General features: G+C 66.7%; 25 protein-coding genes. 11 read left to right on the top strand and 14 right to left on the bottom strand.

What is annotated here, in order from left to right; genetic code table 11:
• Nucleotides 1–1749: 1749 nt before the first annotated feature.
• Complete coding sequence (locus tag ACQZF9_RS14385) at nt 1750–1947, bottom strand: hypothetical protein (RefSeq protein WP_428309652.1); 198 nt, start codon at nt 1945–1947, stop codon at nt 1750–1752.
• A gap of 152 nt (nt 1948–2099) precedes the next feature.
• On the opposite strand from ACQZF9_RS14385, the gene ACQZF9_RS14390 reads away from it, so the two are divergent.
• The 7 genes from ACQZF9_RS14390 (at nt 2100) to ACQZF9_RS14420 (ending at nt 7339) form a co-directional block, all read left to right on the top strand.
• The gene (locus ACQZF9_RS14390; RefSeq protein ID WP_428309653.1) at nt 2100–3260 is read left to right on the top strand and encodes an acyl-CoA dehydrogenase family protein; all 1161 of its coding nucleotides are present in this window, start codon (nt 2100–2102) and stop codon (nt 3258–3260) included.
• A gap of 224 nt (nt 3261–3484) precedes the next feature.
• Nucleotides 3485–4633 (top strand): amine dehydrogenase large subunit, encoded by a 1149-nt coding sequence (locus tag ACQZF9_RS14395; protein ID WP_428309654.1) that lies wholly within the window; start codon nt 3485–3487, stop codon nt 4631–4633.
• The gene (locus tag ACQZF9_RS14400) at nt 4630–5151 is read left to right on the top strand and encodes a MauE/DoxX family redox-associated membrane protein (protein ID WP_428309655.1); all 522 of its coding nucleotides are present in this window, start codon (nt 4630–4632) and stop codon (nt 5149–5151) included. Before ACQZF9_RS14395 ends, ACQZF9_RS14400 begins: the two co-directional genes overlap by 4 nt.
• Nucleotides 5152–5171: 20 nt before the next feature.
• Nucleotides 5172–5783 (top strand): methylamine dehydrogenase accessory protein MauD, encoded by a 612-nt coding sequence (gene mauD, locus ACQZF9_RS14405; protein WP_428309656.1) that lies wholly within the window; start codon nt 5172–5174, stop codon nt 5781–5783.
• A 49-nt stretch (nt 5784–5832) separates the two neighbouring features.
• Nucleotides 5833–6375 (top strand): methylamine dehydrogenase light chain, encoded by a 543-nt coding sequence (locus ACQZF9_RS14410; protein ID WP_428309657.1) that lies wholly within the window; start codon nt 5833–5835, stop codon nt 6373–6375.
• A 5-nt stretch (nt 6376–6380) separates the two neighbouring features.
• Nucleotides 6381–6884, top strand: coding sequence for a c-type cytochrome (locus tag ACQZF9_RS14415; RefSeq protein ID WP_428309658.1), 504 nt, complete (start codon nt 6381–6383; stop codon nt 6882–6884).
• On the top strand, nt 6881–7339 hold the full coding sequence (locus ACQZF9_RS14420) for a c-type cytochrome (RefSeq protein WP_428309659.1): 459 nt from the start codon (nt 6881–6883) through the stop codon (nt 7337–7339). The genes ACQZF9_RS14415 and ACQZF9_RS14420 overlap by 4 nt, the downstream gene beginning before the upstream one ends.
• 85 nt (nt 7340–7424) lie before the next feature.
• Here ACQZF9_RS14420 and ACQZF9_RS14425 read toward each other — a convergent pair whose 3' ends face one another.
• Together ACQZF9_RS14425 and ACQZF9_RS14430 are read right to left on the bottom strand one after the other, a co-directional pair.
• Nucleotides 7425–7889 carry a hypothetical protein gene (locus ACQZF9_RS14425; protein WP_428309660.1) on the bottom strand — a complete coding sequence of 155 codons (465 nt, stop codon included), beginning with the start codon at nt 7887–7889 and terminating at the stop codon, nt 7425–7427.
• A 3-nt stretch (nt 7890–7892) separates the two neighbouring features.
• Nucleotides 7893–8903: an NAD-dependent epimerase gene (locus ACQZF9_RS14430; protein ID WP_428309661.1), complete on the bottom strand. Its 1011-nt coding sequence runs from the start codon at nt 8901–8903 to the stop codon at nt 7893–7895.
• 154 nt (nt 8904–9057) lie between these two features.
• Between ACQZF9_RS14430 and ACQZF9_RS14435 the strand changes: the two genes are divergently transcribed.
• A complete protein-coding gene (locus tag ACQZF9_RS14435) occupies nt 9058–10821 on the top strand; it encodes a permease (protein ID WP_428309662.1) in 1764 nt (587 codons plus the stop codon).
• A gap of 16 nt (nt 10822–10837) precedes the next feature.
• Complete coding sequence (locus ACQZF9_RS14440) at nt 10838–11857, top strand: AI-2E family transporter (RefSeq protein ID WP_428309663.1); 1020 nt, start codon at nt 10838–10840, stop codon at nt 11855–11857.
• An 82-nt stretch (nt 11858–11939) separates the two neighbouring features.
• Here the strand turns inward: ACQZF9_RS14440 and ACQZF9_RS14445 are convergent, their stop codons facing one another.
• The 3 genes from ACQZF9_RS14445 to ACQZF9_RS14455 form a co-directional block, all read right to left on the bottom strand.
• Nucleotides 11940–12764, bottom strand: a complete 825-nt coding sequence (locus ACQZF9_RS14445) for a hypothetical protein (protein ID WP_428309664.1) — start codon at nt 12762–12764, stop codon at nt 11940–11942.
• A gap of 125 nt (nt 12765–12889) precedes the next feature.
• Nucleotides 12890–13225, bottom strand: coding sequence for a TfoX/Sxy family protein (locus ACQZF9_RS14450; RefSeq protein ID WP_428309665.1), 336 nt, complete (start codon nt 13223–13225; stop codon nt 12890–12892).
• Nucleotides 13222–14589, bottom strand: coding sequence for a class II 3-deoxy-7-phosphoheptulonate synthase (locus ACQZF9_RS14455; RefSeq protein WP_428309666.1), 1368 nt, complete (start codon nt 14587–14589; stop codon nt 13222–13224). Before ACQZF9_RS14455 ends, ACQZF9_RS14450 begins: the two co-directional genes overlap by 4 nt.
• A 237-nt stretch (nt 14590–14826) precedes the next feature.
• Here ACQZF9_RS14455 and ACQZF9_RS14460 point away from each other — a divergent pair, with 237 nt between their 5' ends.
• Nucleotides 14827–15777 (top strand): DnaJ C-terminal domain-containing protein, encoded by a 951-nt coding sequence (locus ACQZF9_RS14460; protein ID WP_428309667.1) that lies wholly within the window; start codon nt 14827–14829, stop codon nt 15775–15777.
• A 92-nt stretch (nt 15778–15869) separates the two neighbouring features.
• Here the strand turns inward: ACQZF9_RS14460 and ACQZF9_RS14465 are convergent, their stop codons facing one another.
• The gene (locus ACQZF9_RS14465) at nt 15870–17357 is read right to left on the bottom strand and encodes an amidase (protein ID WP_428309668.1); all 1488 of its coding nucleotides are present in this window, start codon (nt 17355–17357) and stop codon (nt 15870–15872) included.
• Between the two features lie 158 nt (nt 17358–17515).
• Nucleotides 17516–18643 (bottom strand): SMP-30/gluconolactonase/LRE family protein, encoded by a 1128-nt coding sequence (locus ACQZF9_RS14470; protein ID WP_428309669.1) that lies wholly within the window; start codon nt 18641–18643, stop codon nt 17516–17518.
• A gap of 213 nt (nt 18644–18856) precedes the next feature.
• Between ACQZF9_RS14470 and ACQZF9_RS14475 the strand changes: the two genes are divergently transcribed.
• Entirely contained in the window at nt 18857–20506 is a 1650-nt protein-coding gene (locus ACQZF9_RS14475; RefSeq protein WP_428309670.1) for an AMP-binding protein, read from the top strand.
• Between the two features lie 117 nt (nt 20507–20623).
• Here ACQZF9_RS14475 and ACQZF9_RS14480 read toward each other — a convergent pair whose 3' ends face one another.
• The 6 genes from ACQZF9_RS14480 to ACQZF9_RS14505 form a co-directional block, all read right to left on the bottom strand.
• Nucleotides 20624–21127, bottom strand: coding sequence for a DUF4442 domain-containing protein (locus ACQZF9_RS14480; RefSeq protein WP_428309671.1), 504 nt, complete (start codon nt 21125–21127; stop codon nt 20624–20626).
• Complete coding sequence (purU, locus tag ACQZF9_RS14485) at nt 21124–21993, bottom strand: formyltetrahydrofolate deformylase (RefSeq protein ID WP_428313435.1); 870 nt, start codon at nt 21991–21993, stop codon at nt 21124–21126. The genes ACQZF9_RS14480 and purU overlap by 4 nt, the downstream gene beginning before the upstream one ends.
• Before the next feature lie 104 nt (nt 21994–22097).
• Nucleotides 22098–23408 carry a thioredoxin family protein gene (locus ACQZF9_RS14490; RefSeq protein WP_428309672.1) on the bottom strand — a complete coding sequence of 437 codons (1311 nt, stop codon included), beginning with the start codon at nt 23406–23408 and terminating at the stop codon, nt 22098–22100.
• A gap of 23 nt (nt 23409–23431) precedes the next feature.
• A complete protein-coding gene (locus tag ACQZF9_RS14495; protein WP_428309673.1) occupies nt 23432–24178 on the bottom strand; it encodes a hypothetical protein in 747 nt (248 codons plus the stop codon).
• Between the two features lie 137 nt (nt 24179–24315).
• The gene (locus ACQZF9_RS14500) at nt 24316–25368 is read right to left on the bottom strand and encodes an SAM-dependent methyltransferase (protein ID WP_428309674.1); all 1053 of its coding nucleotides are present in this window, start codon (nt 25366–25368) and stop codon (nt 24316–24318) included.
• Between the two features lie 21 nt (nt 25369–25389).
• Nucleotides 25390–26175 (bottom strand): DUF1295 domain-containing protein, encoded by a 786-nt coding sequence (locus ACQZF9_RS14505; protein WP_428309675.1) that lies wholly within the window; start codon nt 26173–26175, stop codon nt 25390–25392.
• Nucleotides 26176–26201 lie beyond the last annotated feature (26 nt).

Raw genomic sequence — 26201 nt, forward strand, 5'->3', positions numbered from 1 at the left:
GAGGAGCCGGATCGCCGTCGGATCCCTCGATACGCGCCTTCGTCGCTACTCGGGACGAACGGGGTTTGCTCGGGCCACAACAGCGGCACGCCTTCAACGTTGTTTCGACGCGCTGGTACCAACGACTGCCCGCTGCAGCGCGAGCAAAACTCCGTTCGTCCCGAGTCGCCGCTTGCGGCGTATCGAGGAGCCGGATCGCCGTCGGATCCCTCGATACGCGCCTTCGTCGCTACTCGGGACGAACGGGGTTTGCTCGGGCCACAACAGCGGCACGCCTTCAACGTTGTTTCGACGCGCTGGTACCAACGACTGCCCGCTGCGGCGCGAGCAAAACTGCGTTCGTCCCGAGTAGCCGCCTGCGGCGGAGCCAGGGACCGGATCGCGGTCGGATCCCTCGATACGCGACTTCGTCGCTACTCGGGACGAACGGGGTTTGCTCGGACCGCAACAGCGGCACGCCTTCAACGTTGTTTCGACGCGCTGGTACCAACGACTGCCCGCTGCGGCTGGAACAAAACTCCGTTCGTCCCGAGTCGCCGCTTGCGGCGTATCGAGGGGCCTGATCGCCGTCGGATCCCTCGATACGCGACTTCGTCGCTACTCGGGACGAACGGGGTTTGCTCGGGCCACAACAGCGGCACGCCTTCAACGTTGTTTCGACGCGCTGGTACCAACGACTGCCCGCTGCGGCTGGAACAAAACTCCGCTCGTCCCGAGTAGCCGCTTGCGGCGTATCGAGGGGCCTGATCGCGGTCGGATCCCTCGATACGCGACTTCGTCGCTACTCGGGACGAACGGGGTTTGCTCGGGCCACAACAGTGGCGCGCCTTCAACGTTGTTTCGACACGCTGCCACCAACGACTGCTCGCTGCGGCGCGAGCAAAACTGCGTTCGTCCCGAGTAGCCGCTTGCGGCGTATCGAGGGGCCGGATCGCCGTCGGAGCCCTCGATGCGCGACTTCGTCGCTACTCGGGACGAACGGGGTTTGCTCGGACCGCAACAGCGGCACGCCTTCAGCGTTGTTTCGACGCGCTGGTACCAACGACTGCCCGCTGCGGCGCGAGCAAAACTGCGTTCGTCCCGAGTAGCCGCTTGCGGCGTATCGAGGGGCCGGATCGCCGTCGGAGCCCTCGATGCGCGACTTCGTCGCTACTCGGGACGAACGGGGTTTGCTCGGACCGCAACAGCGGCACGCCTTCAGCGTTGTTTCGACGCGCTGGTACCAACGACTGCCCGCTGCGGCGCGAGCAAAACTGCGTTCGTCCCGAGTAGCCGCTTGCGGCGTATCGAGGGGCCGGATCGCCGTCGGAGCCCTCGATGCGCGACTTCGTCGCTACTCGGGACGAACGGGGTTTGCTCGGACCGCAACAGCGGCACGCCTTCAGCGTTGTTTCGACGCGCTGGTACCAACGACTGCCCGCTGCGGCGCGAGCAAAACTGCGTTCGTCCCGAGTAGCCGCTTGCGGCGTATCGAGGGGCCGGATCGCCGTCGGAGCCCTCGATGCGCGACTTCGTCGCTACTCGGGACGAACGGGGTTTGCTCGGACCGCAACAGCGGCACGCCTTCAGCGTTGTTTCGACGCGCTGGTACCAACGACTGCCCGCTGCGGCGCGAGCAAAACTGCGTTCGTCCCGAGTAGCCGCTTGCGGCGTATCGAGGGGCCGGATCGCCGTCGGATCCCTCGATACGCGACTCCGTCGCTACTCGGGACGAACGGGGTTTGCTCGGACCGCAACAGCGGCACGCCTTCAGCGTTGTTTCGACGCGCCGCCACCACCGGCCGACTGCTGCTGCGAGCGCCGCACGTCCGGCGTCGCGGCCTGTTGTTGCTGGCGGCTGGCCTCGCGCTCGCGGGCGGCGATAAAGAAGGCCTCGGCTTCCTCGCGCGACTTGAAGGCGTAGTTGGCGTAGTCGGTCTCGACCTGGTTGCCGATCAGATTTTTCATGTAGCTCCGCTCCTTGGAATGAAAGCCGGCTTCAGGCCGGCGGGTTTTGGACGACGGGTACGCGCCAGAGTTCAGCACCTCATCCGCTTGGCGGACGCGGCGGCCGCTGCAGCTGCGGACAATCGACATTCCACCCTGCCGAAGCCGCGCTCATGAACGCTTTTCACGCCCCTGCCGACGACGCCGATCTGACCGCCTGGCGCGACACCGTACTGCGTTTTCTCGGCGACGAGGTCGAGCCGCATTACGCGCAATGGGAGCGCGACGGCATCATCCCGAAGACGCTGTATCGCAAGGCCGCCGAAACCGGGCTGCTGTGCGTCGACCTGCCCGAGGAATACGGCGGCATCGGCGCGCCTTTCGAATACTCCTGCGCGGTCGCCGAGGAAGCATCCCGGCTCGGCTACATGTCGCTGGTATCGAACTTCATGATGCATTCGGACATCGTCGCGCCCTACATCCTGCATCTGGGCACCGAAGCGCAGAAGCGGAAGTACCTGCCGCGCATGGCGCGCGGCGAATGCTTCGGCGCACTGGCGATGACCGAGCCCGGAACTGGCTCAGACCTGCAGGCGATCAAGACCAGCGCGACGCCGGATGGACACGGCGGCTACCGGCTCAACGGCTCGAAGACCTTCATCACCAACGGCCAGCACGCCGGAGTGGTCATCGTCGCGGCGAAAACCGATCCCAAGGCCGGCGGCAAGGGCATGACCCTGTTCCTGCTCGACGGCGACAAGCCCGGCTTCAAGCGCGGCCGCAACCTGGAGAAGATCGGCATGCACGCGGCCGACACCAGCGAGCTGTTCTTCGACGACGTGCACTTGAGCGAAGACGACGTGCTCGGCCGCATCGGCGGCGGCTTCGGCCACCTGATCGACGAGTTGCCGCGCGAGCGCCTGATGCTGGCGGTGTCGGCGGTCGCGCATGCCGAGGGCGCGCTCGAACGCACCATCGAATACGTCACCCAGCGCAAGGCTTTCGGCAGCACGGTGGCCAGCTTCCAGAACACGCGCTTCGAGCTGGCCAAGATCAAGACCGACATCGAGGTGCATCGCGCCTACTACGAGAAATGCCGGCAGCTGTACGCCGAGGGACGTTTTGATGTGACCAGCGCGGCGATCATCAAGCTCGCCACCAGCGAAATGGAAAACCGCGTCGTCGACGCCTGCCTGCAGCTGTTCGGCGGCTACGGCTACATGGCCGAATATCCGATCTCGCGCTACTGGACCGACGCCCGCATCCAGCGCATCTACGGCGGCACCAACGAGATCATGAAGGAAGTCATCGCGCGCTCGCTGGTGGGGCGATGACAGCGCTGCTGAAGAGCCTCTGATGAAGCCCCCCGTTCATCCCGAGTAGCCCGCTTCAGCGGGGCGTATCGAGGGACGCATCGAAGTCCGGCGCGCTCCCTCGATACGCGGGCAAGCCCGCTACTCGGGACGAACGCAGTGGAATTGGATCGCGCAGTCATCCCGGGAACTGGCCCGACTGTTGCTATTTGTAACGGCGACCCTTCGGCCGACAGAAGACCGCCATGCGTGTGAAAACCGCCCCGCTTTCCGGACTTCTACTGGCCCTGCTGGCGTCGACCGCCGCGGCCGAGCTGCCGCCGGAGGAGCTGAAGGTCGCCGAGTTCCCGCCGGTCACGCCGCATACGCTGGCACTGCTCAGTTACGAAGGCGGCGTCATGAACCGCTACTACTTCGTCGACGGCGACACCGGCAGCGTGCTCGGCATCCTGCCGGGCGCCTACAACTCGGCGCTGCGCTTCGCGCCCGACGGCAAGTCGTTCTACTCGGCCGACACGTTCTACGAGAAGTTCGTGCGCGGCAAACGCAGCGACCAGATCACCGTTTTCGACGCCAAAACCGGGCAGATTTCCGCCGAAATCCCGATCCCGGCGAAGCGCCAGCTGTCGTACACCGTCAACAGTTCCTTCGACTACACGCCGGGCGGCCGCTACCTGCTGCAATACAACATGGCACCGGCCGGCTCGGTCACCGTGGTCGACACGGTCGACAAGAAAGTGCTGACCGAGATCGCGACCGCCGGCTGCGGCCTGGTCTACCCCTACGCGCCGACCTCGTTCGCGATGCTCTGCGCCAACGGCGGCATGCTGCGCATCAGCTTCAACGACAAGGGCGAGGTCACGCAGCGCCAGGCCGTGCCGGGTTTCTTCGACGTCAACGTCGATCCGCTGATGCAGAACGGCATCACCGTGCCGGCCAAGAAGCTCGGCGTGTTCGTGTCCTACGAGGGCCTGATCCACGAGCTGGACCTGGCCGGGCCGAAGAAGACCCATTTCAACAAACCCTGGTCGGTACGCAGCAAGGATGAAGGCAACTGGTGGCCGTCGGCCTGGCAGCCGGTGGCCTACAGCGCGGCCAAGAATCTGGTCTACGTGGTGATGCGCGACGGCAAGAAATACGAGCACACCGCCGGCGGCACCGAGGTCTGGGCGCTGGACCTGAAGACCCACAAGCGCGTGTTCCGCGCGGTGTTCGAGCATCCGATCTTCTCCATCGTCGTCAGCGGCGACGACAAGCCGCTGCTGTACGCGCTGACCAACGAGGACGACATCAAGCTCACCATCTGCGACGCCGCCAGCGGCGAGGTGCTGCGCGAAGTCGAGGAACTCGGCAGCTTCCCGTTCGCGATGGTCGCACCGGCGCTGGCGCCATGAGCGGCGAGGTCATGCTGATCGGCGCATTCAACGCGGGTCTGCAGGCTTTTCTCGGCGCGCTGCTGCTGTGGTCGGGGCTGGCCAAGCGCCGCGAATTCATCGCCTGGTGGCAGGCGCTGGGCATGTATCGCGCGTTGCCGGTGCGGCTGAAACCGTTCGCGGCGCAGGCGCTGCCGGCAGCCGAAATGCTGCTCGGCGCGCTGCTGCTGTTGCCGCTGCTGGATGCCGGCGCGGCGCTGCTCGCAGCCGCGCTGTTCGCGCTGTTCGCGGTCGCGGTCGCGATCAACTGGGCGATGGGCGTGACACGCTTCGACTGCGGCTGCCAGTTCGGATCGCGGCGCTCGCATGCGCGCGTGATCCTGGCGCGCGCGGCCGGGCTGTCGCTGCTGAGCCTGGCAGCGGCGCTGCTGCCGGCGACGTCGACGCTCGCCGCCGTCGTCTGCGCCGTCACCGCGCTGCTGATCGTGCTGATCGCGCTGAGCTGGCGCCAACTCGCGGCGACGCCGCGCCTGACCTGATCCTTCAACGAGGAAGCCCGATGACCACGCCGCTGATCGTACTCGCCATCACCCAGGGCATCAGCCTGATTGCGCTGATCGCCCTGGCCGTCATCGTGTTCGCGCTGGCGCGGCAGATCGGCCTGCTGCACGAGCGCATCACGCCGGTCGGCGCGCTGATGACGCATCACGGCCCCAACGTCGGCGAATACGCCCAGGCGTTCGACGTGCAGACCGACGCCGGCGCGCCGCTGCGCATCGGCGGCGCCAATGCCAGCGGCAAGCGCAGCCTGCTGCTGTTCACCTCGCCGACCTGCCCGGTGTGCAAGAAGCTGATGCCGTCGGCGCTGTCGCTGGCGCGCGAGGAGCGCGACGCACTGGAACTGGTGCTGATCAGCGACGGGCCGATGGCCGATCACGCGGCGTTCCGCGAAATCACCGGCGTCAGCGACGCGCGCTACGTCGTCAGCAGCGACATCGGCATCAAGTACCAGATCGGCCGGCTGCCGTTCGGCGTGCTGCTCGACGCCCAGGGCCGCGTGCTCGCCAAGGGCCTGACCAATACGCGCGAACACCTGGAAAGCCTGCTGAACGTCGAGACGCTCGGCGTCGCCTCGATCCAGGAATACCGCTACCGCAAGGCCCAGCCTTGAGTGCTGCAGAGCCGCTTTTTTTGACCGACAGCGCGCGACCGGAGTCCGCATGAGCAAGCTCGACGATCTGACCGAAAGCTGGACGCGCAATGCGGCGCAGCGACGTTCGCGGCGCGGCTTTCTGGCACGCCTGGCCGGTGTGCTGACCGCGACCACCGCGGCGCCGCTGCTGCCGATCGATCGCAGCGGCCGCGCCCACGCCGCCGAGCCGCCCACCGAAATGCCGACCACCGCGGCACCCGATGCGCCCAGCGACGATCCCAGCGATTGCGAATACTGGCGCTACTGCGGCATCGACGGCTATCTGTGCAACTGCTGCGGTGGCGGCCCGGCGCTGTGCCCGCCGGGCACCACCGCCTCGGCCACGGCCTGGGTCGGCACCTGCATGAATCCGGCCGATGGCCTGACCTACCTGATCGCCTATAACGACTGCTGCGGCACCGGCGATTGCAGCCGCTGCGAATGCTGGCGCAACGAGGGACAGACACCGATCTACTCGCCGCAGCGCAACAACGACATCATCTGGTGCTTCGGCGCGCCGACCATGCTCTACAACTGCTCGATCGCGCGCGTGATCGGCCGCGCCGGCTGAGAGCCGTGAGGGTCTTCCCGGGTTTCACCCGGGCTACGCTGGCAGCGGCGGCACTCGTCTGCGCCGGCTCGGCTTACGCCGGCGAACGTGAAAAGCCGGATGGTCGAACTCCGGATGGTCAAACCCTGTACGCGCTGAACTGCTCGGGCTGCCACGGCTGGGACGCCAGCGGCATGCCGCCGCAGATTCCGGATCTGCGCGACTCGCTGCCGCGGCTGCTGGCCAGCGCCGCCGGCCGCGACTACGCGCTGCGCGTGCCCGGCGTGGCGATGTCGATCGCCGGAGAGCAGCAGGTGCAGACGATCCTGAACTGGCTGCTGCCGGCGCTGATCCCCGGCGGCGCGCAGTTCGCGCCGTTCACGCTCGCCGAGGTTGCGATCGCGCGGCGCAGCCCGCTGACCGATCCGATGCCGGCGCGGGCCTTGTTGCTCGACGACGGCTACGCCCTCGGTGAGGCCGCCGTTGTTTCCGATCCATCACAAAACGCCAGGCCCGGAGCCCCGCCATGATGCAATCTTTCAAACCGCTGCTCGCCAGCCTTGCGTTGCTGTGCTGCACCGAAGCGGCGCTCGCGGACAGCGGCGCGGAGATGTTCGCGACGCAATGCTCGGGCTGCCACCAGGCCGACGGCAGCGGCGTCGAGGGCATGTATCCGCCGTTGACCGGGCTGTCCGCCTGGGCGTCGACACCGGCCGGTCGCGACTATCTGGCGCAGGTGCTGACGCACGGCCTGTTCGGTCAGATCCAGGTCGGCGGCGCCTCGTACATGGGCGGCCTGATGCCGGGCTTCGGCCATCTGAAGACCGAGGAGATCGTCGACTTGCTGAACTACGTCACCGGCAGCTTGAACAAGCCGGCGAAAGGCTGGGCGCCATTCGATGCCGCGCTGGTCGAGTCGGCGCGCGCCGCCAAGTTCAGCGGGCCGGAAATGAAACGGGTGCGCGACAAGCTGCCCAAGCGTTGATCGCCGGTATGGCGGCGGCTCACGACCGCGCGACCGAAGAAAACCCCGTTCGTCCCGAGTAGCCCGCGCTGTTTGCGGGCCTGGGCTACTCGGGAGGAACGGACTTTTGCTCTGGCTGCTCCGACACCGAGGGTTCTTCCGGTTCCACTTCGGCTTCGGGCGCCGCCGGCTTGCGCGTGCCCATCTGGTCGATCGGTCGCGGCGGGTTGCGGATTTCCGGCGGCAGCGCCCATTCGTTGAGATCGTAGCCGGCGGCCTGCATCGAGCGCGCGATCGCCGCCAGCTGGCGCGGGTTGCCGCGTGTCGGCGCGATGCTGCCGGGCCGCGACACCAGCACCAGCCAACGCTCGATCAGCCGTCCGCGATCGTTCAATGGATTGCCGCTGGCGATGCGCGCCGAGGCCCATTTCTGCGTCTGCACGTAGTCCGCCGTCGGCACGATCATCGCGCCGCCGCCGTCGACGATGAAGCAGACGATGTCGAGATGGCGGATCACGCGCGTGCGCTGGGTCGCCGACTCGAACAGGCTGCGCGTGCGCTGCACGGCCACGTCTCAGACTCCGTGATAGCCGCGATACCAGTCGACGAAACGGCGCAGGCCTTCCTCGATCGGCGTCGCCGGCGCGAAGCCGACATCGCGTTGCAGCGCGGCGGTGTCGGCGTAAGTCGCGACCACGTCGCCGGGCTGCATCGGTAACAGCCGCATGTCGGCCTTGCGGCCGAGCAGGCTTTCCAGCACGGCGATGAAGTCCAGCAGCTCCACCGGCTGGTGATTGCCGATGTTGTACAGGCGATACGGCGCGCGGCTGCTGGCCGGATCGGGGGCCTGCGCGTTCCAGTGCGGATTGCCGCTCGCCGGCTGGTCGATCAACCGCACCACGGCCTCGACGACGTCGTCGATATAGGTGAAATCGCGCTGCATGCGGCCGTGGTTGTAAACGTCGATGGGCTCGCCGGCGAGGATCGCTTTCGTGAACTTGTAGTAGGCCATGTCCGGCCGCCCCCAGGTTCCGTAGACGGTGAAAAAACGCAGGCCGGTGCAGGCCAGGCCGTACAGATGCGCATAGGTGTGCGCCATCAGCTCGTTGGATTTCTTGGTCGCCGCGTACAGCGACACCGGATGGTCGACGTTGTCGGCGACGGCCCAGGGCATTTTCTCGTTGGCGCCGTAGACCGACGACGACGAGGCATACAGCAGCGGCGGCAGGCCGTGTTGCCGGCAGGCTTCCAGAATATTGGCGAAGCCGACCAGATTGCTCTGCACATAGGCCTGCGGATGCGTCAGCGAATAGCGCACGCCGGCCTGCGCACCGAGGTTGATCACGCCATCGAAGCGCTGCGCGGTGAACAGCGCATTCAGCGCGGCCGCGTCGGCCAGATCCACGGCCTCGAAAGAAAAGCCGGCCCGGGTTTGCAGCTGCGCGAGCCGGTCGCGCTTGAGCTGCACGCTGTAATAGTCGTTGAGATTGTCGATGCCGACGACACGGTCGCCGCGCGCCAGCAGCCTCTGGCTCAGGTGATAGCCGACAAAACCGGCGGCGCCGGTCACGAGCAGGGTTTTCATGCCGTCCATTATGGAACCTCTGATTAAGTCATGCGCGCCCGTATGCATGACTTAATCAGAGGTTCCTCCGGCCGCGCGTACAATGCCCGGAACCCGACCCCTCATTCCAATGGCCGGCCGCGATCGCGCGGACTCGCCTGCTCCTCACTCGCTGATGAATCTCGCGCTGTTATCGGCCACCTTGCTCGCCCTGCTGTCGGGCCCGCTGCTGTACGGCGCGGCGCGCGAGCGGCCGGCGGTGCTGGCGTTTCTCGACGGCTTCGTGCTGGTCGCGATCAGCGGCCTGGTGATGCTGGAAGTGCTGCCCGAGACGCTTGACCGCGGCGGCTATGCCTCGCTGCTGTTCCTGGTGCTAGGGGCGCTCGGCCCGAGCCTGCTCGAAAACCAGTTGCACCACGCCAAGCGCGCCCATCTGGCGGCACTGATCCTGGCGATGGCCGGCCTGGTGCTGCACAGCATCGGCGACGGCACCGCGCTGGCGCCGCAGCCCGGCGTCGCCGGCAGCACCGAGCCGAACATCGCGCTGGCGCTGGCGATATCGGTGCACAGCGTGCCGGTCGGGCTGATGGTCTGGTGGCTGCTGTATCCGGTGTTCGGCGCGCTGTTCCCGTCGCTGGCGATCGGCGCGATGTGCCTGGGCACGATCACCGGTTACGCCTTCGCCGACACCGTCGGCGGCTGGCTCGGCGCCACCGGCTGGGCCTGGCTGCAGGCACTGGTCGCCGGCTCGATCCTGCACGTGGTGTTCGGCCGGCCGCACCTGGAAGACACCTCGGCGCATCGCATCGCGCGGCCGCCGTTCGAGGGCCTGGGCAATCTGAGCGCGCTGGCCGCGCTGATCCTGCTCGAAAACCTGCATCCGGAAGGCCAGCACAGCCATCACGGTTTTCTCGACCGGTTGATCGACCTGGCGCGGCTGGTGTCGCCGGCCCTGCTGCTGGCCTGGATCGCCGGCAGCCTGCATGCGCACGGCCAGCGACGGGTGAAGCCGACGCGCAAGCGCCTCGCCGGCCTGTTCACCGGCCTGCTGCAGAGCGAATCCGGCGAGCCGCTGGCCGAGCACCTGTTGCGCACCAACGCCGGCATTCCGCTGTCCACGAGCCTGGCCTGGCTGGCCGGCGCCAGCCTGCTCGGCCTGAGCGTGCTGCTGGCGAGCTGGCCGCTGCTCGGCTGGCAGCTGGCGCTGACGCGCGCCGGCGGCGCGCTGCTGATCGCCGCGCTGATCGGCCTGCCGCTGGCCCGGCTGTTCCGCCACACGCCGGTGCGCGTGTTCCGGCCGATGAGCCTCGCCGCGGCACGGCTGACGCCGATGGCGCCGGTCGCTCCGCCGCTGTCGGTGCCGCCGCCCAAGCGCATCGACGACAGCGTGCGCGGCTATCTGCTGGCGCGGGTCGACCGCGATGCGCCCTGGCTGCTCACCGGCCTGCTGGCCGCGGCGCTGGCCGCACCGTGGCTGGCGCAGGCGCCGTGGACGCTGATTCCGCCGCTGCTGCAACTGCCGCTGTTCGCCGTGCTCGGCCTGCTGCTGGCGGCGAATCCGCTGGCGGCGACACCGATCGCCGCGGTGCTGCTGGCCTGCGGCCTGGGCGCCGGGCCGCTGCTGGTGTTCATGCTCGCCGGGCCGCTGCTGCGGCCATCGCAGCTGATCGGCCTGGCGCGGCTGCATGGCCGCGCCCTGGCCGCCGGCATCGCGGCGCTGGCGCTGCTCGCGGCAATGGCGATCGGCCTGGCGGCGCAGAAACTACTGCCGGCCGGTGCGGCCACACTGGCGCCCGCCAGCGCCACGATCGCAAACTTGCAGACCCTGCCGCTGATCGCGATCACGCTGCTCACCGCGCATTCGCTGCTGCGCCGCGGCGGCCGCCAGTTCTTCGGCATGCTGCTGAAATACCTGCACCACCGCCATGACAACTGCTAAGCACACGAGAGCTTCGATGACCCTGCCCGGCACCTCCACGCAGCGCGTTGAGACCGCGGCCTGGATCTTGACCGCGATCGGCCTGATCGCGGTGCTGCAGCTGCACCTGCTGGCGGCGCTGCTCGGCGGCCTGCTGGTCTACGAACTGGTGCGCGGGCTGGCGCCTTTCATCCGCTCCCGCCCGATCGAGGCCGACCTGGCCAAGATCATCGTCGTCGCGCTGATCGCGGTGCTGGTGGTGACCGCGCTGACCGGCCTGATCCTCGGCGCGCTGTCGTTCTTCCGCAGCCAGGCCGGCAATCTGTCGGCGCTGCTGGAGAAGCTCGCGCAGATCATCGACGAGTCGCGCAACCGCCTGCCGGTGTGGATGCTGACCTACGTGCCGGAGACCGCCGACGATCTGCGCGCGGCGCTGTCTCGCCATCTGCGCGAAAACGCCAGCGTGCTGCAGGGCGCCGGCACCAACTTCGTCCGCGCGCTGGTGCATGTTCTGGTCGGCATGATCATCGGCGGCCTGATTTCGCTGCGCGAAGCCACCGTGGCGACACAGCAGCGGCCGCTGGCGGCGGCGCTGGCCGAGCGCGCCGAGCGCATCAGCGACTCGTTCCGCCGCGTGGTGTTCGCGCAGTTCTGGATCGCCGCGCTGAACACCGGGTTCACCGCGCTGTACCTGCTCGTCGCGCTGCCGCTGATGGGCGTGGAGCTGCCGCTGACCAAGACCCTGGTCGCGGTGACGTTCGTCTGCGGCCTGCTGCCGGTGCTGGGCAACCTGATCTCCAACGCGGTCATCGTGCTGGTCAGCCTGTCGCACTCGGTGCTGGTCGCGGTCGGCTCGCTGAGCTACCTGATCGTGATCCACAAGCTCGAGTATTTCCTCAACGCGCGCATCATCGGCTCGCGCATCCGCGCCCGCGCCTGGGAGCTGCTGATGGCGATGCTGGTGATGGAAGCGACCTTCGGCATCGCCGGGCTGATCGCGGCGCCGATTTACTACGCGTATCTTAAGAACGAGCTGACGGCGAAGGAGCTGGTGTAGCGGTCGCGGGCAAGCCCGCTCCTACAAAAGCGGCCCGTGTAGGAGCGGGCTTGCCCGCGACGACAAACGCGCCGCGGCGCCGCTACTTCGCGTGCGCCTTCTTGTATTCCTCTTCCTTGGCCTTGTTGCGCGTCGAGCTGCTGATCGAATCGACGTCGTTGCGCGCGATCGCGTCGCTGCGGCGTACCGCCAGCTCGGTGATCGACAGGCTCAGCTCCACTTCCTTGAGGATCGCGGCGCGATACGCCGCCATCGCGGCGCGGCCATCGGGCGTCGCCGCCTTGGCTCCGCCGCCGGCCGCGACGATCAGCGCCGAGGCCTTGCTGACGATGGGCGTGCGCGTGTTCTTCCAGTCGGTGAACAGCGAGGTCCAGGTGCGCAGGTCGTGGTCGACCATGTCGAGCTTCTGCGCCTCGAACGGCGCGTTCGCGGCATTGATCGCCGGATCGGTGCAGGGCGTCGGACACTTGGTCCATTTGGCGAACAGCTTGACCATCGGCTCGCCCATCGCCGCCTGCAGCCAGCGCGTGCGCTTGGCCAGCGCCGCCTTGGGTTCCTTGGCGCCGGAATTCTCGTCCAGATAGGCCGCATAGCCGCGGATCGCGTTCTGCACTTCCGGCGATTCGGGGATGTTGGCGCTCGGCGCGGCGCCGATCATCGGCGCCGTGCCGCCATTGAGGGCGATCCCGGCGCTGCGCTCGGCTTCGATCAGGGACTTCAGCTGGACGATGCCGGGCTCGACGAGCTGACCGTTGCTCATCCAGCTGACCGCGGTCGGCATGTCCTTGGGCGGCGCCGGCACGCTGGCCATCAGCTCGGCCAGGGTCGCGGCGTCGGCGTTGGCGGCACCGAAAGCCATCGCCGCGGCGATCAACGGGGACAGCGCGAACGGGCGGGACACGAGCATCGGTCTGACTACCTGTCTTCGAACGGAGCCAAACGGGCAGCAATAGATATGCCGCGGGTGTCAGATCGCCGGTCGTCGACTCCGGCCGGTCTCCTTCTCCCCGAACGCGGGGGAGAGGGAACATTTCAGCGGCGAGTGGCGGGCCTCGTCCGCGAAGCCGCTTCGCTGGAGCGCCTGGCCCAGGCCGCGGCTTCACTGCGGTCATTCAGCACGGCCGGCGGCGCCTTGAAATACGACATGCGCACACGCCGGCCTTTCTGCCCGTACTGGAAAGGCTCGAGCCCGGCGTCGGTGAAGCTCGCCTGGTTGTGCGCGTCGGCTTTCAGGTACAGCACCTCGTCCTGCACCAGCGCGAACATCAGGCCGTCGCGATACACGCCGTGGCCGCCAAACATGCGCCGCGTCGCGATCGGACCGAACTCGGCGAACACCTGCGGCAGGCTGTCGATCAGTGCGCTCATGCGGCTCTCCTCTGACGCGATACGATTTCCAGGGCCAGCTCCAAAGCCTGCTCGTAGTTCAGACGCGGATCGACCTGGCTGCGGTAGGCACGCGCCAGATCAGCCTCGGTCAGATCGCGTGCGCCACCGAGACATTCGGTGACGTCTTCGCCGGTGAGTTCCAGATGCACGCCGCCCAGCTGCGAGCCCGCGGCGCGATGCAGATCGAAGGACAGCAGCACCTCGGCGAGGATGTCGTCGAAGCGCCGTGTCTTGACGCCGGTGGAGGTGCTCTGCGTATTGCCGTGCATCGGGTCGCACAGCCACAGCACGCGATGCCCGCCTTGTTGCACCGCCTCGATCAGCCGCGGCAGATGCTCGGCGATCTGCTTGGCGCCCATGCGATGGATCAGCACCAGCTTGCCGGCCTCGTTGTCCGGATTGAGCGTGCGGCACAGGCCGAGCAGCCACTGCGTGTCGATGCTCGGCCCGATCTTGACGCCGACCGGGTTGCGGATGCCGCGGCAGTATTCGACGTGGGCGCCGTCGAGCGCCGCGGTGCGCATGCCGATCCACGGGAAATGCGTCGACAGGTTGTACCAGCCGCTCTTGCGCGGCACCTGGCGCGTCTGCGCCGCCTCGCCCGCAAGCAGCAGCGCCTCGTGGCTGCTGAAGAAGTCGACGCGGCTGAATTCGTGGATCGCGTTGCCGGCCAGCGTCTCCATGAAGCGCAGCGAGTCGCCGATGGCGTCGACGCGCTTCTGATAGTCCGCCGCCAGCAACGAATGGCCGACCCAGTCCAGATCCCAGTATTCCGGGTGATGCAGATCGGCGAAGCCACCGTCGATCAGGCCGCGAGTGAAGTTCAAGGTCATCGCCGAGCGCGCATGCGCCTCGATCAGCCGCTCGGGATCGGGCCGGCGCGCGGCCTCGGTGAAAGCCGGCTGGTTGACGATGTCGCCGCGGTAGGCCGGCAGCGTCAGGCCGTCGCGGGTTTCGGTTTCGGCCGAGCGCGGCTTGGCGTACTGGCCGGCGAAGCGGCCGACGCGGGTCACCGGGCCTTTCAGCCCGTGCACCAGCACCAGCGACATCTGCAGCAGCACCTTCAACCGGTTGGCGATGATCTCGCTGCGGCAGTCGGCAAAGCTCTCGGCACAGTCGCCGCCCTGCAGTACAAAGCGTTGTCCGGCTTCGGCCTGCGCGAACTGACTGCGCAGGGTTTCCACTTCCCAGGACGTGACCAGCGGCGGCAGTTGCGACAGGCGCTCGAGCGCGTCGGCCAGTGCGGCCGGGTCGGGATAGGTCGGCTGCTGCACGGCCGGGCGGTTTTGCCAGCTGTACGGATGCCAGTTTTTCACCGGCTGATTCAGGGGGTCGGCGCTCATAAGGCGCGGGAGTATACGGCAGCGCCGCGACCTCGCTGCGGCCGCTTCGTAGCGCTCTTGAACGGCGCGCTTCGGTGCCCCATTTTTTGCAGGGGCTAGGTCTACGCAACGATCGTCCCGGTGGATGCAGCGGAGCCGGCCTAAAGTTTAGTAAATCGGCACTTCAGCAGGCCTGCGGTAACAAAACATTCTGTTTTCTTCGCCCGTTCCATTTCGATCTGTAACATAATTTGTCACATGGATTACAAGGACTACTACAAGACGCTCGGCGTCGCCCGTACGGCTTCGCCCGATGACATCAAAAAGGCGTTCCGCAAGCTCGCGCGCGAGTTCCACCCCGACCGCAACAAGGCCAAGGGGGCCGAAGAGCGCTTCAAGCAGATCAACGAGGCGCACGAGGTGCTGTCGGACCCGCAGAAGCGCAAGTCCTACGACACGCTGGGGCCGAACTGGAAGGCCGGGGCTCAGCAGCCGCCGGGCTGGGAGCAGAACTTTCGCGGCGCCGGTGCCGGTGGCGCCGGCTTCGGCCGCGGCCGCCGCATGGGCGGCGCCGATCCCGGCGGCGCCGGCTTCTCGGATTTCTTCTCCTCGCTGTTCGGCAACGCGGCCGCCGGCGGCATGGGCGGTGCGGGCATGGGCGGTGCCGGCTTCGGCAGCGCCAGCGACTACGACGATGTCGAAACCGTCGGCGGCCATCCGCAGCGCTCCAAGCTGACCATCAGCCTGGAAGACTCGTATCACGGCGGCTCGCGCCAGGTCAGCCTGTCGACCGGCCGCACGCTCAACGTGCAGATCCCCAAAGGCGTGACCTCTGGCCAGACCATCCGCCTGGCCGACCAGGGCGCGCGCGGCGGCGACCTGCTGCTGGAGATCGAGTTCGCGCCGCATCCGCAGTTCAAGGTCAAGGGCCGCGACATCAGTGTCAACGTCGCGATCTCGCCCTGGGAAGCAGCGCTGGGCAGCAAGATCGACGTACCGACGCTGGGCGGCACCGTCGAGCTGGCCCTGCCGGCCGGCGCCGCCAGCGGCCGCAAGCTGCGCCTGAAAGGCCGCGGCCTGCCCGGCACCACGCCCGGCGACGAGTTCGTCACGATCCTGGTGCAGGTGCCGGCGGCGGACAGCGAAAGCGACAAGGCGTTCTACCGCGACATGGCGCGGCGCTTCGAGGAGTTCAAGCCGCGCGGTTGAGCCTCATGCCGCACCTGTAGGAGCGGATCCTATCCGCGACTGAAGCCCCAAGGGCCGGGTCGCGGATAGGATCCGCTCCTACATTGGCAGCATCAAATCGTCGGTCTTTTGTCGAACCAGGGCCGCGCGCTCTCCAGCTGCGCCGCCAGCTGCAGCAGCCGGTCCTCGCGGCCGAACGGTGCGATGAACTGCGTACCCAGCGGCAGGCCCTCGCCGCTCCAGTGCAGCGGCACCGACATCGAAGGCGTGCCGGTCAGATTGGACAGCTGCGTGAACGGCACATGGCGCAGGCTGTCGACCGCCATCTCCTCGACCAGGCCGCTACGCCTCAGCAGCGCGCCGACGCCCAGGCCCGCGCCCAGCGCCAGCAGCGGCTTCAGCGCGACCTGCTGCCAGAGCGGCAAAGCGCCGCCGACCGCGACCGGCGGCGACGCCAGCACCGGCGTCATGTACAGATCCCACTGCTGGAAATAGGCTCCGAGCGCGCGCGCAAAACCGTTCCATTGCCGGCGCCAGCTGACGTATTCGCCCGCACTGAGACTGTCGCCCAGCAAAGCCAGCACGCGCGTTTCCAGCTCGAATTCGCCCGCTGCCGCGCCGGTCTCGACGCGAATCTGCGCGACCGTTGCGGAGGTCTGCCCGAAATACATGTGCAGATACGCCCGCGCCAGCTGCATGCCGTCGATCTGCGGCTCGGCCGCTTCGACCTGATGACCGAGATCGCGCAGCAAGCGCGCGGCATCCTCGATCGCGGCGACACATTGCGGATCGACCTCAGTCCCGATCGGCGAGCGCGTGCTGTAACCGATACGCAGCCTGCCGGGCGCGCGCCGCATCGCATCCAGGTAGGCCTCGGTCGGCGGCGCGATGACGAAAGGCGCGCCGGCGTCGGCGCCTTGGATCGCGTCGAGCATCGCCGCGCTGTCGCGCACGCTGCGCGTCAGCACGTGCTCGCTGGAGGCCCCGTCCCAGATTTCCGCGCTCTGCGGGCCGGCGGAGACGCGGCCGCGCGACGGCCGCAGACCGAACAGCGCGCAACAGGCGGACGGAATGCGGATCGAGCCGCCGCCATCGCTGGCACCGGCCATCGGCACGATGCCGGCGGCAACCGCCGCCGCCGCGCCGCCCGAAGAACCGCCGGGCGTGCGCTGCAGATTCCAGGGATTGCGGCAGATGCCGAAACGCTGCGGCTCGGTGACGCCTTTCAGCGCCAGCTCGGGCGTGCTGGTCTTGCCGAAGATGGTGACGCCGGATGCCAGAAAGCGCCGGGTGATTTCGGCGTGCTCACGGGGGGCGCTGTCGCGCGTGGCGCGAGAACCGAGCGTGGTCGGCACGCCGGCGTAGTGCTGGCCGATGTCCTTGATCAGGAACGGCACGCCGGCGAAGGGGCCGCTTACGGTTTCATCGACTCGCGCCTGGGCCTGCGCGTGCATCGGAATCGTCACCGCGTTGATCTGCGGATTGACCTGTTCGCAGCGGGCCAGCGCGGTGTCCAGCAGCTCGCTGGCGCTGACTTCACGGCCTTGCACGAGTGCAGCGAGGCCGAGTGCGTCGTGCTGTACGTAGTCTTCAAATTTCATCGGATTTCCGCAGAGTTTCGATGCGTCCCTCGATACGTTTCGCTGCGCGAAACACTCGGGATGAACGGGAACATATCGAGCCGGCATTTACAACAAAACTCCGTTCGTCCCGAGTAGCCCGCGCGGCTGCGGGCGTATCGAGGGACCGGATCGGCAACTCAGTCCGCCTCGCAGCTCGGATGCAGCGCTGCTTCCGGCGCCTTGCCGGCACCGCCTGCCAGTGCATCTTCCAGTTTGATGCGGCCGATGGCGTTATTCGACAGGCTACCGAAGATCAGCCAGCCGTCGCGCTCTTCGACGCTGGTGATATAGCCATAAGCGTCGTCACCGGCGTACTGCAGATCGGCGACGATGCGGCCGTCGAGGTCCAGGCCGACCACGTGTGCGACCTTGGCGGGCTTCGGCCGCAGGAATTCCGGCAGACGCGCGACGATCTTGCGCGCCCACGGCATCGGCAGGAACTGGTCCAGCATCGCATCGCGCGGCGAATACAGCGCGACCCAGAAACGGTCGCGGCCGTTGAAGCTCAAATTGTCGGGAAAACCCGGCAGGTTCTCGATGAAAACGTCGGTCTGCCCGGCCTTGTCGCCGCTGAGCCAATAACGCGTGATGCGATATTCCCAGGTCTCGTTGATCAGCAGATAGGCCTCGTCCGGACCCAGCGCGATGCCGTTGGCGAACGGCCGGTTCTGCAGCAAGGTGGTGGTCGCGCCGCTTTCGAAGTCGTAGCGCAGCAGCCGTCCGGTACGGCCATGTTCGAGCAGGTCGTCCATGTGATGGCCGAAGCCGAAGCGCGTCGAGGCGTCGGTGAAATACGCGTTGCGGCCGTCGCGCGTGATGTCGACATCGTCGGTGAAGCCGTAGCGCTTGCCGTCGGCGCTGTCGCTGAGCACGCGCAGCTCCTCGCCGCTGGCGCTGACACGGAGCAGGCCCTTGTAGGCGTCGGCGATCAGCACGCTGCCGTCGGCGGCGACGGCCAGGCCCAGCGGCCGGCCGCCGGTGTTGTCGAGCAACTTGCAGCTGGAAAAATCCGCGGCGAAGCTCAGCAGCTGGCCATCACCGACGCCGGCGTAGACGCGACCTTGGGCGTCGACTGAGATGCCTTCCGGACCAGCGAATTCCGGCAACGCCGGCTCGATGCGCTGGACGGCGCGCAGCGCAGTGTTGGGCGCGGATGCCGCGAGCACCGGCGGCGTCCACGCCACCGGCTCGATCGTGACCGGCCACAGCAGCAGATAGGCCGCCACCGCCGCCAGCACCCATAGCGTCGTATACACAATCCGCATGCTGCCCGCTCCCTGATGATGATCTGCGCCGCTGCCGCCGCCATCCCTGGCGCGCTGGATTGTGCGAGGCAGCCGCGGCCGCGTCCACCGCCGCGGCCAGCGCCCCGGGTCGCGGGCACTCGCGCCTGGCCCCAGTGTCGATAAGATGGGCGGATAGAGCGGCCGGTACCGGCGACTCGATAAAAGATTGCAAACCGTCACATGGAGGAGACCATGAAAGATCACCGCAACCCGGTGCAGATGCTGCAGCACTGGGCCGAGCGCCGCCCGAATGCGCCCTGGCTGTTCCAGCCGCAGGCCGGACAATGGCAGCGCACCACCTGGGCCGAGGCCGACGCGCAGGTGCGGCGCATGGCCAGCGCGCTGCAGAGCCTGGGGCTTGCGCCCGGCGCCCGTGTTGCGATCTCGGGCCTCAACACCGCGCACTGGTTCATGGCCGATCTGGCGATCTCGATGGCCGGCTATGTCAGCGTCGGCCTGTATCCGAAGCAGCAGGCCGAGCACGTCACTTACATCCTTGAGCACAGCGAGTCCGCGGCGCTGTTCCTGGGGCCGATGAGCGACGCCGACGAGTTCATGCGTGCGGTGCCGGCCGGCACGCGCACGATCCGCTTCCCCTACCCGAGCGCGCCAAAGGGCGAGTTCGACTGGGACGCGCTGGTCGCGGCCCACGCGCCGCTGCAGAACTACACACCGCCACCGCCGGAAGCGCTGAGCACGCTGGTCTACACCTCGGGCACCACCGGCAAGCCCAAGGGCGTGATGATCACGCAGCAGAACAGCCTGTTCGCGACGGCCGGCGCGCTCAAGGTGATGCCGCCTGAAGGCACCGAGCGGCTGTTCTGCTATCTGCCGCTGGCGCACATGTTCGAGCGCGGCGCGGTCGAGCTGACCAGCCTGTATCTCGGCGCCGAAGTCTGGTTCCTGGAGAACATCGACAAGCTCGGCGAACAGATCGTCGACGTGCAGCCGACGCGCTTCTACGGCGTGCCGCTGGTCTACACGCGCATGCAGGCGGCGATCCTGAAAAAGCTGCCGCAGGCCAAGCTCGACAAGCTGCTGTCGATTCCGGTCGTATCCAGCTTGATCAAGCGCAAGATCCGCAAGGGCCTGGGCCTGAGCCGCGCGCGTTACGTCATCGTCGGCGCCGCGGCCATGCCGGATCCGCTGACCGCATGGTTCGCCAAGCTCGGCATCACCATCCTGCAGGGTTACGGCATGACCGAGAACTCGATCTACGCGACGGTGAATCTGCCGAATGCGAATCGCGTTGGCAGCGTCGGCCGCGAAAATCCCGGCGCCGGCCTGAAGATCGCCGACGACGGCGAAATTCTCTTCAAGAGCGACGCGGTGATGGCCGGCTATTACAAGGATCCGGAAAAGACCCGCGAGACTTTCACCGAAGACGGCTATCTGAAGACCGGTGACCAGGGCCGCATCGAGGACGGCTATCTGTTCATCACCGGCCGCGTGAAAGACCTGTTCAAGACCGCCAAGGGCAAGTACGTCTCGCCCTCGCCGATCGAGGGCGCGCTGGCGCGCAACCCGGATCTGGACCAGCTGTGCTTCATCGGCACCGGCCTGAACCAGCCGATCATGCTGGCCACGATTTCGGCCGACGCGAAGACGCGGCCGCACGCGGAGATCGAGGCGCGGCTGAGCGCGGATCTGGACGCGGTCAACGCCACGCTGGAGCCGCACGAGAAGATCGCCAAGATCGTCATCGTCAAGGACAGCTGGGGCATCGACAACGGCATGACCACGCCGACGATGAAGGTCAAGCGCAGCGAGGTCGAGAAACGCTATGCCGAGCTACTGCAGAAGGAGTCGCAGAGCCGCGGCAAGATTGCCTGGGAAAGCTAGAACAGAACTCCGCTCGCCCCGAGTAGCCGGGCTTGCCCGGCGTATCGACCGGCCAGCGCAAGTCCCTCGATACGCCCGCAAACAGCGCGGGCTACTCGGGACGAACGGGGTTTGGTTCTACGACGCTGAAGCTTTGTCCGGCCTTGTTGCCTGAGCGTCACGCCGGCGAATGTGCAGCGTCTTGGTCACCCGCGCGACGACCTTGTTGTCCTTGTTGCGGATATCGAGCTTGTAGACCGGCTCGAACTTGCCGCCGCCCGCGGTCGCGGCGCGGATCTCCTCGACCTGCGCCTCGCTGAGCACGAAGCGCGCGGTCACCGTGCCGATGCCCGGCCGCACGAAATCGATCTGCGCGGACTTGTCCCAGATGATGTAGTCGCGGCCGAGTTTGGCGACCAGCATCAACGCGTAGAACGGATCGGCCATCGAATACAGGCTGCCGCCGAAATGCGTGCCGAAGGCGTTGCCGTTGAGTTTGCTGGCGCGCAGTTCGACGACGACTTCGCCGAAGTCCTTGGCCACCTTGGTCACGCGCACGCCGGCGCCGAGGTAGGGCGGATAGAGGCTCATCACCGCGCGGAACAGCCGCGGCTGCTTGAACATCTGCTCGCGCAGGTTCAAGAGAACACCACGGTCTTGTTGCCGTCGACGATGATGCGGTCCTCGACATGCCAGCGCACCGCCCGCGCCAGCACCTGGCGCTCCATGTCGCGGCCGAGGCGCTTCAGGTCGTCGACCGAATGGCGGTGCGAGACGCGCGCGGTGTCCTGCTCGATGATCGGGCCCTGGTCGAGTTCCGCAGTCACGTAGTGCGCGGTCGCGCCGATCAGCTTGACGCCGTGCGTATACGCCTGCTGATAGGGATCGCCGCCCGGAAACGCTGGCAGGAAGGAGTGATGGATGTTGATGATGCGGCTGGTGTAGTGCCGCACGAAATCGCCGGACAGGATGCGCATGTAGCGCGCCAGCACGACGAAATCGCACTGGTTTTCCAGCGCCGCGAGCATTTCCGCTTCCGCCGCTTGCTGGGTTTCGGCGCTGAAGGCGATGTGCCGGAACGGCACGCCGAAGCCTTCGACGGCGCCGCGCAGATCGGCGTGATTCGACACCACCAGCGGAATTTCGACGCGCAGCTCGCCGCGCGCGTAGCGCCACAGCAGCTCCATCAGCGCGTGATCGTGACGCGACACCAGGATCGCCATGCGCGGCCGGTCGGCGGCGAAGTTGATGCGCCAGTCCATCTGGAAGGGCTTGCCGACGACGTCGCCGAAGGCGCGCAGCAGCGCGTCGCGGCCGACGTCGAGGTTCGGTGTCTGGAATTCCAGCCGCAGGAAGAATTTGCCGCCCGAGGCGTCCGAGGAATGCTGGTCGAGTTCGGTGACGTTGACGCCGTGGTGATACAGGAAGGTGGTCACCGCCGCGACGATGCCGGGGCGGTCCGGGCAGGTCACGAGCAGGCGGGCCGTGGTCTCGGGCTGGGTGGTCACGTTGAATGCGCTACGGCTTGATGGGGCGCGTATTGGAGCGTTCGCGCCGCCATTAGGCAAGCTCATCTCAGCTCCCTCCCCCGCAGGCGGGGGAGGGAAATAAATCAGAGCGCGGCTTTCAGATGCGCCGCGTCTTCCGGGAACCACGGCCCGTTGGCCTTCAGCGCTTCGGCGACGACGCTGCGCGCCTCGGCCTCGCGGTTCAGCACCTTCAACGCCTTGACGCGCTGTTCGGCGACTTTCAGCCGGTTCTGGCCGTAGGCCTTTTCGCTGGCCTGCTCCAGATACGGCAGCGCTTTCTGCGCCTCGCCGCGCGCCAACAGGTTGCGACCGTAGCGGAATGCGTAGACGTAGTCGTCCGGATAGGCCGCGATCAGTTTCGGATACAGCGTGTCGAGCGCGGCGTTGTCCTGCAACGCTTCCAGATACACGCGCCAGTTGTCGGCGGCGTTGCGATCGTCCGCGAGATGGCCGCTGGCGCCCTTGCTGACCTGGGCAACGGCCTTGCGCAGCAGCGCTTCTCGCGCCTTGTCGTCACCGACGCCTTCGTAGACATCGGCCAGGCCGAGCACCGCGCTGCGCTTGTCGGCGCAGGCCGTGGCCTTGGTGCCGAACACGCCGGTGTCGACCAGCTTCTTCATCGGCGCAAGCTGCGAAGTGAACAGCGCCTTGCGCGTTTCCGGCGCGGACTTCGCAGTGCAGGCGCTCCAGCGGTCGATCTCATACGGCCGCTCGCAGCCCAGATCGCCGGCGAAGACCTTGGGCGCGATCGCCTCGCAAGCGGCGACATCGTTGGCTTTCGACGCCTGCAACAGCCTGAGCCGCTCCAGCAGCAGCGCGACCTGCGCGTCTGCGTCGTACTGCTTGCGCGCCTCCGGCGGCAGCGTCGCGTACCAGGCCAGGCCGGATTCGTCGTAGCGCGCGCGATACACGGCCAGCGCCTCGCGCGTTGGCTTCAGGCCGGCGGCGCCGCCCTTGGCCGCGGCGGCTTTCAGGTCGTCCAGGGTCGAGCTGCGCTTGAGGATGTCGTTGACCTGCGCCAGAAACTGCGGCTGGGTCTGCTCGGCCAGAATCCGGCCCAGTTCGGCGCCATCGGGCTTCAGGATCACATAGCTGGGCAGCGCCTTGACGCCCCACAAGGTCTTCCAGTACGCACCTTCGGGGCTGTCGGCGTCGAGTTCGACGACGACGGTCTTGTGCTCGATCTTTTCCCACTCCGGCCCGACCAGCACGTGCTTGGCCATGAAGTAGCAGGAGTAGCACCAGGGCGCGTGGAAATCGACCAGTACCGGTGCCCGGCGTTCGACTGCGGTCTTCAGCGCGGCATCGATCGTCGGGGTATCGGGTTTGTCGGCGGCGGCATCGGCGGCGCTGAAAGCGAACAGCAACGACAGTGCAAACAGGATGCGGCGCATGAGCGGTCTTCCGGTCGTGGGCGCTATCCGAAACCCAGTGGCGGCAGCGTCTTCGGCGCGTCCGCCGGCGGCTGTTCCGGGTAGACAATGCGCGCATTGTAGGCCTTGCCGGTGGCCGGATCATGGACGTTCGAGATACCTCGATATTCCAGCAACTTCTTGCTGTCCGGGTCGTAGCTCAGCTGCAGCGGCGACACCAGGTAGCGCAGAAAGGAATCCGGCTCGACGACGAAGCGTACCGCGGTCTTGTTCTCGAACTTGCCGTCTTCGATGCGGTGCGCGCGGAATTTGTAGCGATCCAGATTGCCGGCGACGATGAAGTTGAAGGCCAGTGTCTCGCGCTTCATCAGGCTGTCGAAGTGCGCGACCAGGTAGTTGTGGAAACCCGAGTCGCCGGCGGTGCTCGCGTCGGCTGCGACGCTCTTGTCGCTGGTCTTGCCTGCGGTGGTTTTCTGCAGCTTGACCTCGGTCTTGCCGACCGCAGTGATCGCCTCGACGTATTTTTCGGCCGGGATCTCGAAGCGATACGTCGGGATATAGGGATTGGCCGAGAAATCCAGCGTCTTGTCGCCGATCGGCTTGCCGTCCGGTGCGTAGAAGCGGATGCGCCCGCCCTTCCATTGCCCGTCCTGGTAGTGCTGCTCGTAGACCTCAGTGTACAGATACTTGTTGCTCTTCAGATCGTAGGCATAGCCATAGAAATGGCGCGTGCCGTCGGCGTCGGCTGCAGCCCGCGCGATGCCACTCGCGGCCAGTAGCGTGATGGACAAGGTCAACCATTTCAAAACGGGCCGATCCCGTCTCAGGCTGTCATTCCCGCGAAGGCGGGAATCCAGTCTGTGCGGCGCGGAACTGGATTCCCGCCTTCGCGGGAACGACGACTTCAGCGTTTGGCCCCAGACAGTTTTCATCCGCCTTTTCCTCGCTTGTCGAACAGGTAATGCGACACACCCCATTCGTTGCCGCCGGCGTAACCGAACAGCTCGGCCACCGCCATGTAGAACATGCGCCAGCGCTGGAACCACACCGCGCTGTCCTTGCCGTAAGTCGGCTCGAAAACCCGCAGGATTTCGGCCTTTTTCGCGTCCATGCCGGCCAGCCAGTGATTCGAGGTCTTCTCGTAATGCTGGCCGCTGACCCACCATTGCCGCGTCACGCGCATATGGTCCGAGAAGTTCAGCAGCAGGTCTTCGGACGGCATGGTGCCGCCGCTGAAGAAATACTGCGTCATCCAGTCGCTGTCGCCCTGCACTTCGAAGTGATACGCCAGCAACTTGTGCACGAAGATATGCACGAACAGCTTGCCGTCGTCCTTCAGCCAACGCGAAATCTTGGCCAGCAGCAGGCCGTAGTTCTTCATGTGCTCGAACATCTCGATCGACATCACGCGATCGAAGCCGGCCTCGACACCCGTGCCTTCGTATTCGAAGTCGACGATGTTGCCGGTCAGGATTTTCAGGTTGGAAAAGCGGCGCTCTTTGGCCCGCTTTTCGATGAACTCGCGCTGGCCATGGCTGTTGGACAGGCCCACGATCTGCGAGCGCGGATAGCGCTCGGCCAGCCACAGCGACAGCGAGCCCCAGCCGCAGCCCAGGTCCATGATGCGCATGCCGTCGACCAGGCCGGCGCGCTCGGCATACAGCTCGAACATCTTCTGCTCGGCCTGCGCCAGGGTCTCATCGCCATTGACGTAGAGCGCGCAGGAATATTTCAGCCGCGGGCCGAGATGCAGATGAAAGAACTCCGCCGGCACCTCGTAGTGCTGGGTGTTCGCGTCCTGGGTATTGATCGCGATCGGGCTGGCGCGCAGATTGTCGAGCAGCGCGTTGTAGCGCGCCGAGCGCGCTTCGCCGTCGTTGTTCATTTCCTCGACCAGGCGCTGCCCCATCAGCTTGCGCATGCCCAAGCGCGTCAGGGAATCGGGAATCAGGCCGCGTTCGCAGAGTTGGATGACGTTCATTGAGTTCTGGTTATGGATGCTTCAGGCGCGCTTCTTCGGCGGCCAGGGAATCAGCGCGCTGGTGTCGCGCACGTAGTCGGCGTAGCCGGGCTTTCTTTTGATCATCTCTTCTTCGAGCATCGGCACGCCGGACAGCTTCATCAGTAGCAGCGCCATCACCACCGGCGCCAGCACGCTGACCCAGCCCCAAGGCGCGCCGATCGCCAGCGGCACGTAGGCCGCCCAGTGCAGGCATTCGAAGAAATAATTCGGATGACGCGACCAGCGCCACAGGCCGTCCTTGCAGACCAGGCCATGATTGGCCTTGTTGCGGCGGAATCGCTCCATCTGCGAGTCGGCGATGCCCTCGCCTATCACGGCCGCGTTCCAGATCAGCAGCGCCAGCGCCCAGCACCACAGCGGCGGCGCATCGTCGCGAAACGCGATCGGCAGGAACGCGAAGCTCGACAGCAGCAAGGTGAAGATATTCTGGAACTGGAAGAACCAGAACATGTTGCGATTGGCGTGCTCGCCCCAATCCTTGCGAAAGCGCGCGTAGCGCCAGTCTTCCGGCTGGTTCCAGTTGCGCACGAACAGATGCGTGCCCAGGCGAAAGCCCCAGAAGCCGCCCATCAGCGCGAGCAGCACGCGCAGCGCAACCGGCGCGTCGCCGACCAGCGCGTAGAACACCGCGAGAAAGCCCAGCGTCCAGGCCCAGATCGGATCGACCAGGCCAGCGTTCTTCAGCCGCAACTGCAGCAGCCACGCGAAAGTCTTCGCGCCGACGACGATCAGCACTGCAAAAACAAAAGCCTGGGTGCTATACATGGCGGGTCATCAGTGGAGAGGTATCG

It is taken from the genome of Hydrocarboniphaga sp., from assembly GCF_965279055.1.
Taxonomy (GTDB): domain Bacteria; phylum Pseudomonadota; class Gammaproteobacteria; order Nevskiales; family Nevskiaceae; genus Hydrocarboniphaga.

Bases quoted from the DNA above. Each gene is read 5' to 3' on its own strand.
- ACQZF9_RS14400 (WP_428309655.1), top strand. From the start codon at position 4,630: ATGAGCGGCGAGGTCATGCTGATCGGCGCATTCAACGCGGGTCTGCAG.
- ACQZF9_RS14430 (WP_428309661.1), bottom strand. From the start codon at position 8,903: ATGAAAACCCTGCTCGTGACCGGCGCCGCCGGTTTTGTCGGCTATCAC.
- mauD (WP_428309656.1), top strand. From the start codon at position 5,172: ATGACCACGCCGCTGATCGTACTCGCCATCACCCAGGGCATCAGCCTG.
- ACQZF9_RS14490 (WP_428309672.1), bottom strand. From the start codon at position 23,408: ATGCGCCGCATCCTGTTTGCACTGTCGTTGCTGTTCGCTTTCAGCGCC.
- ACQZF9_RS14475 (WP_428309670.1), top strand. From the start codon at position 18,857: ATGAAAGATCACCGCAACCCGGTGCAGATGCTGCAGCACTGGGCCGAG.
- ACQZF9_RS14505 (WP_428309675.1), bottom strand. From the start codon at position 26,175: ATGTATAGCACCCAGGCTTTTGTTTTTGCAGTGCTGATCGTCGTCGGC.
- ACQZF9_RS14410 (WP_428309657.1), top strand. From the start codon at position 5,833: ATGAGCAAGCTCGACGATCTGACCGAAAGCTGGACGCGCAATGCGGCG.
- ACQZF9_RS14390 (WP_428309653.1), top strand. From the start codon at position 2,100: ATGAACGCTTTTCACGCCCCTGCCGACGACGCCGATCTGACCGCCTGG.
- ACQZF9_RS14435 (WP_428309662.1), top strand. From the start codon at position 9,058: ATGAATCTCGCGCTGTTATCGGCCACCTTGCTCGCCCTGCTGTCGGGC.
- ACQZF9_RS14445 (WP_428309664.1), bottom strand. From the start codon at position 12,764: ATGCTCGTGTCCCGCCCGTTCGCGCTGTCCCCGTTGATCGCCGCGGCG.
- ACQZF9_RS14440 (WP_428309663.1), top strand. From the start codon at position 10,838: ATGACCCTGCCCGGCACCTCCACGCAGCGCGTTGAGACCGCGGCCTGG.
- ACQZF9_RS14465 (WP_428309668.1), bottom strand. From the start codon at position 17,357: ATGAAATTTGAAGACTACGTACAGCACGACGCACTCGGCCTCGCTGCA.
- ACQZF9_RS14450 (WP_428309665.1), bottom strand. From the start codon at position 13,225: ATGAGCGCACTGATCGACAGCCTGCCGCAGGTGTTCGCCGAGTTCGGT.
- ACQZF9_RS14500 (WP_428309674.1), bottom strand. From the start codon at position 25,368: ATGAACGTCATCCAACTCTGCGAACGCGGCCTGATTCCCGATTCCCTG.
- ACQZF9_RS14395 (WP_428309654.1), top strand. From the start codon at position 3,485: ATGCGTGTGAAAACCGCCCCGCTTTCCGGACTTCTACTGGCCCTGCTG.
- ACQZF9_RS14385 (WP_428309652.1), bottom strand. From the start codon at position 1,947: ATGAAAAATCTGATCGGCAACCAGGTCGAGACCGACTACGCCAACTAC.
- ACQZF9_RS14455 (WP_428309666.1), bottom strand. From the start codon at position 14,589: ATGAGCGCCGACCCCCTGAATCAGCCGGTGAAAAACTGGCATCCGTAC.
- ACQZF9_RS14470 (WP_428309669.1), bottom strand. From the start codon at position 18,643: ATGCGGATTGTGTATACGACGCTATGGGTGCTGGCGGCGGTGGCGGCC.
- ACQZF9_RS14460 (WP_428309667.1), top strand. From the start codon at position 14,827: ATGGATTACAAGGACTACTACAAGACGCTCGGCGTCGCCCGTACGGCT.
- ACQZF9_RS14420 (WP_428309659.1), top strand. From the start codon at position 6,881: ATGATGCAATCTTTCAAACCGCTGCTCGCCAGCCTTGCGTTGCTGTGC.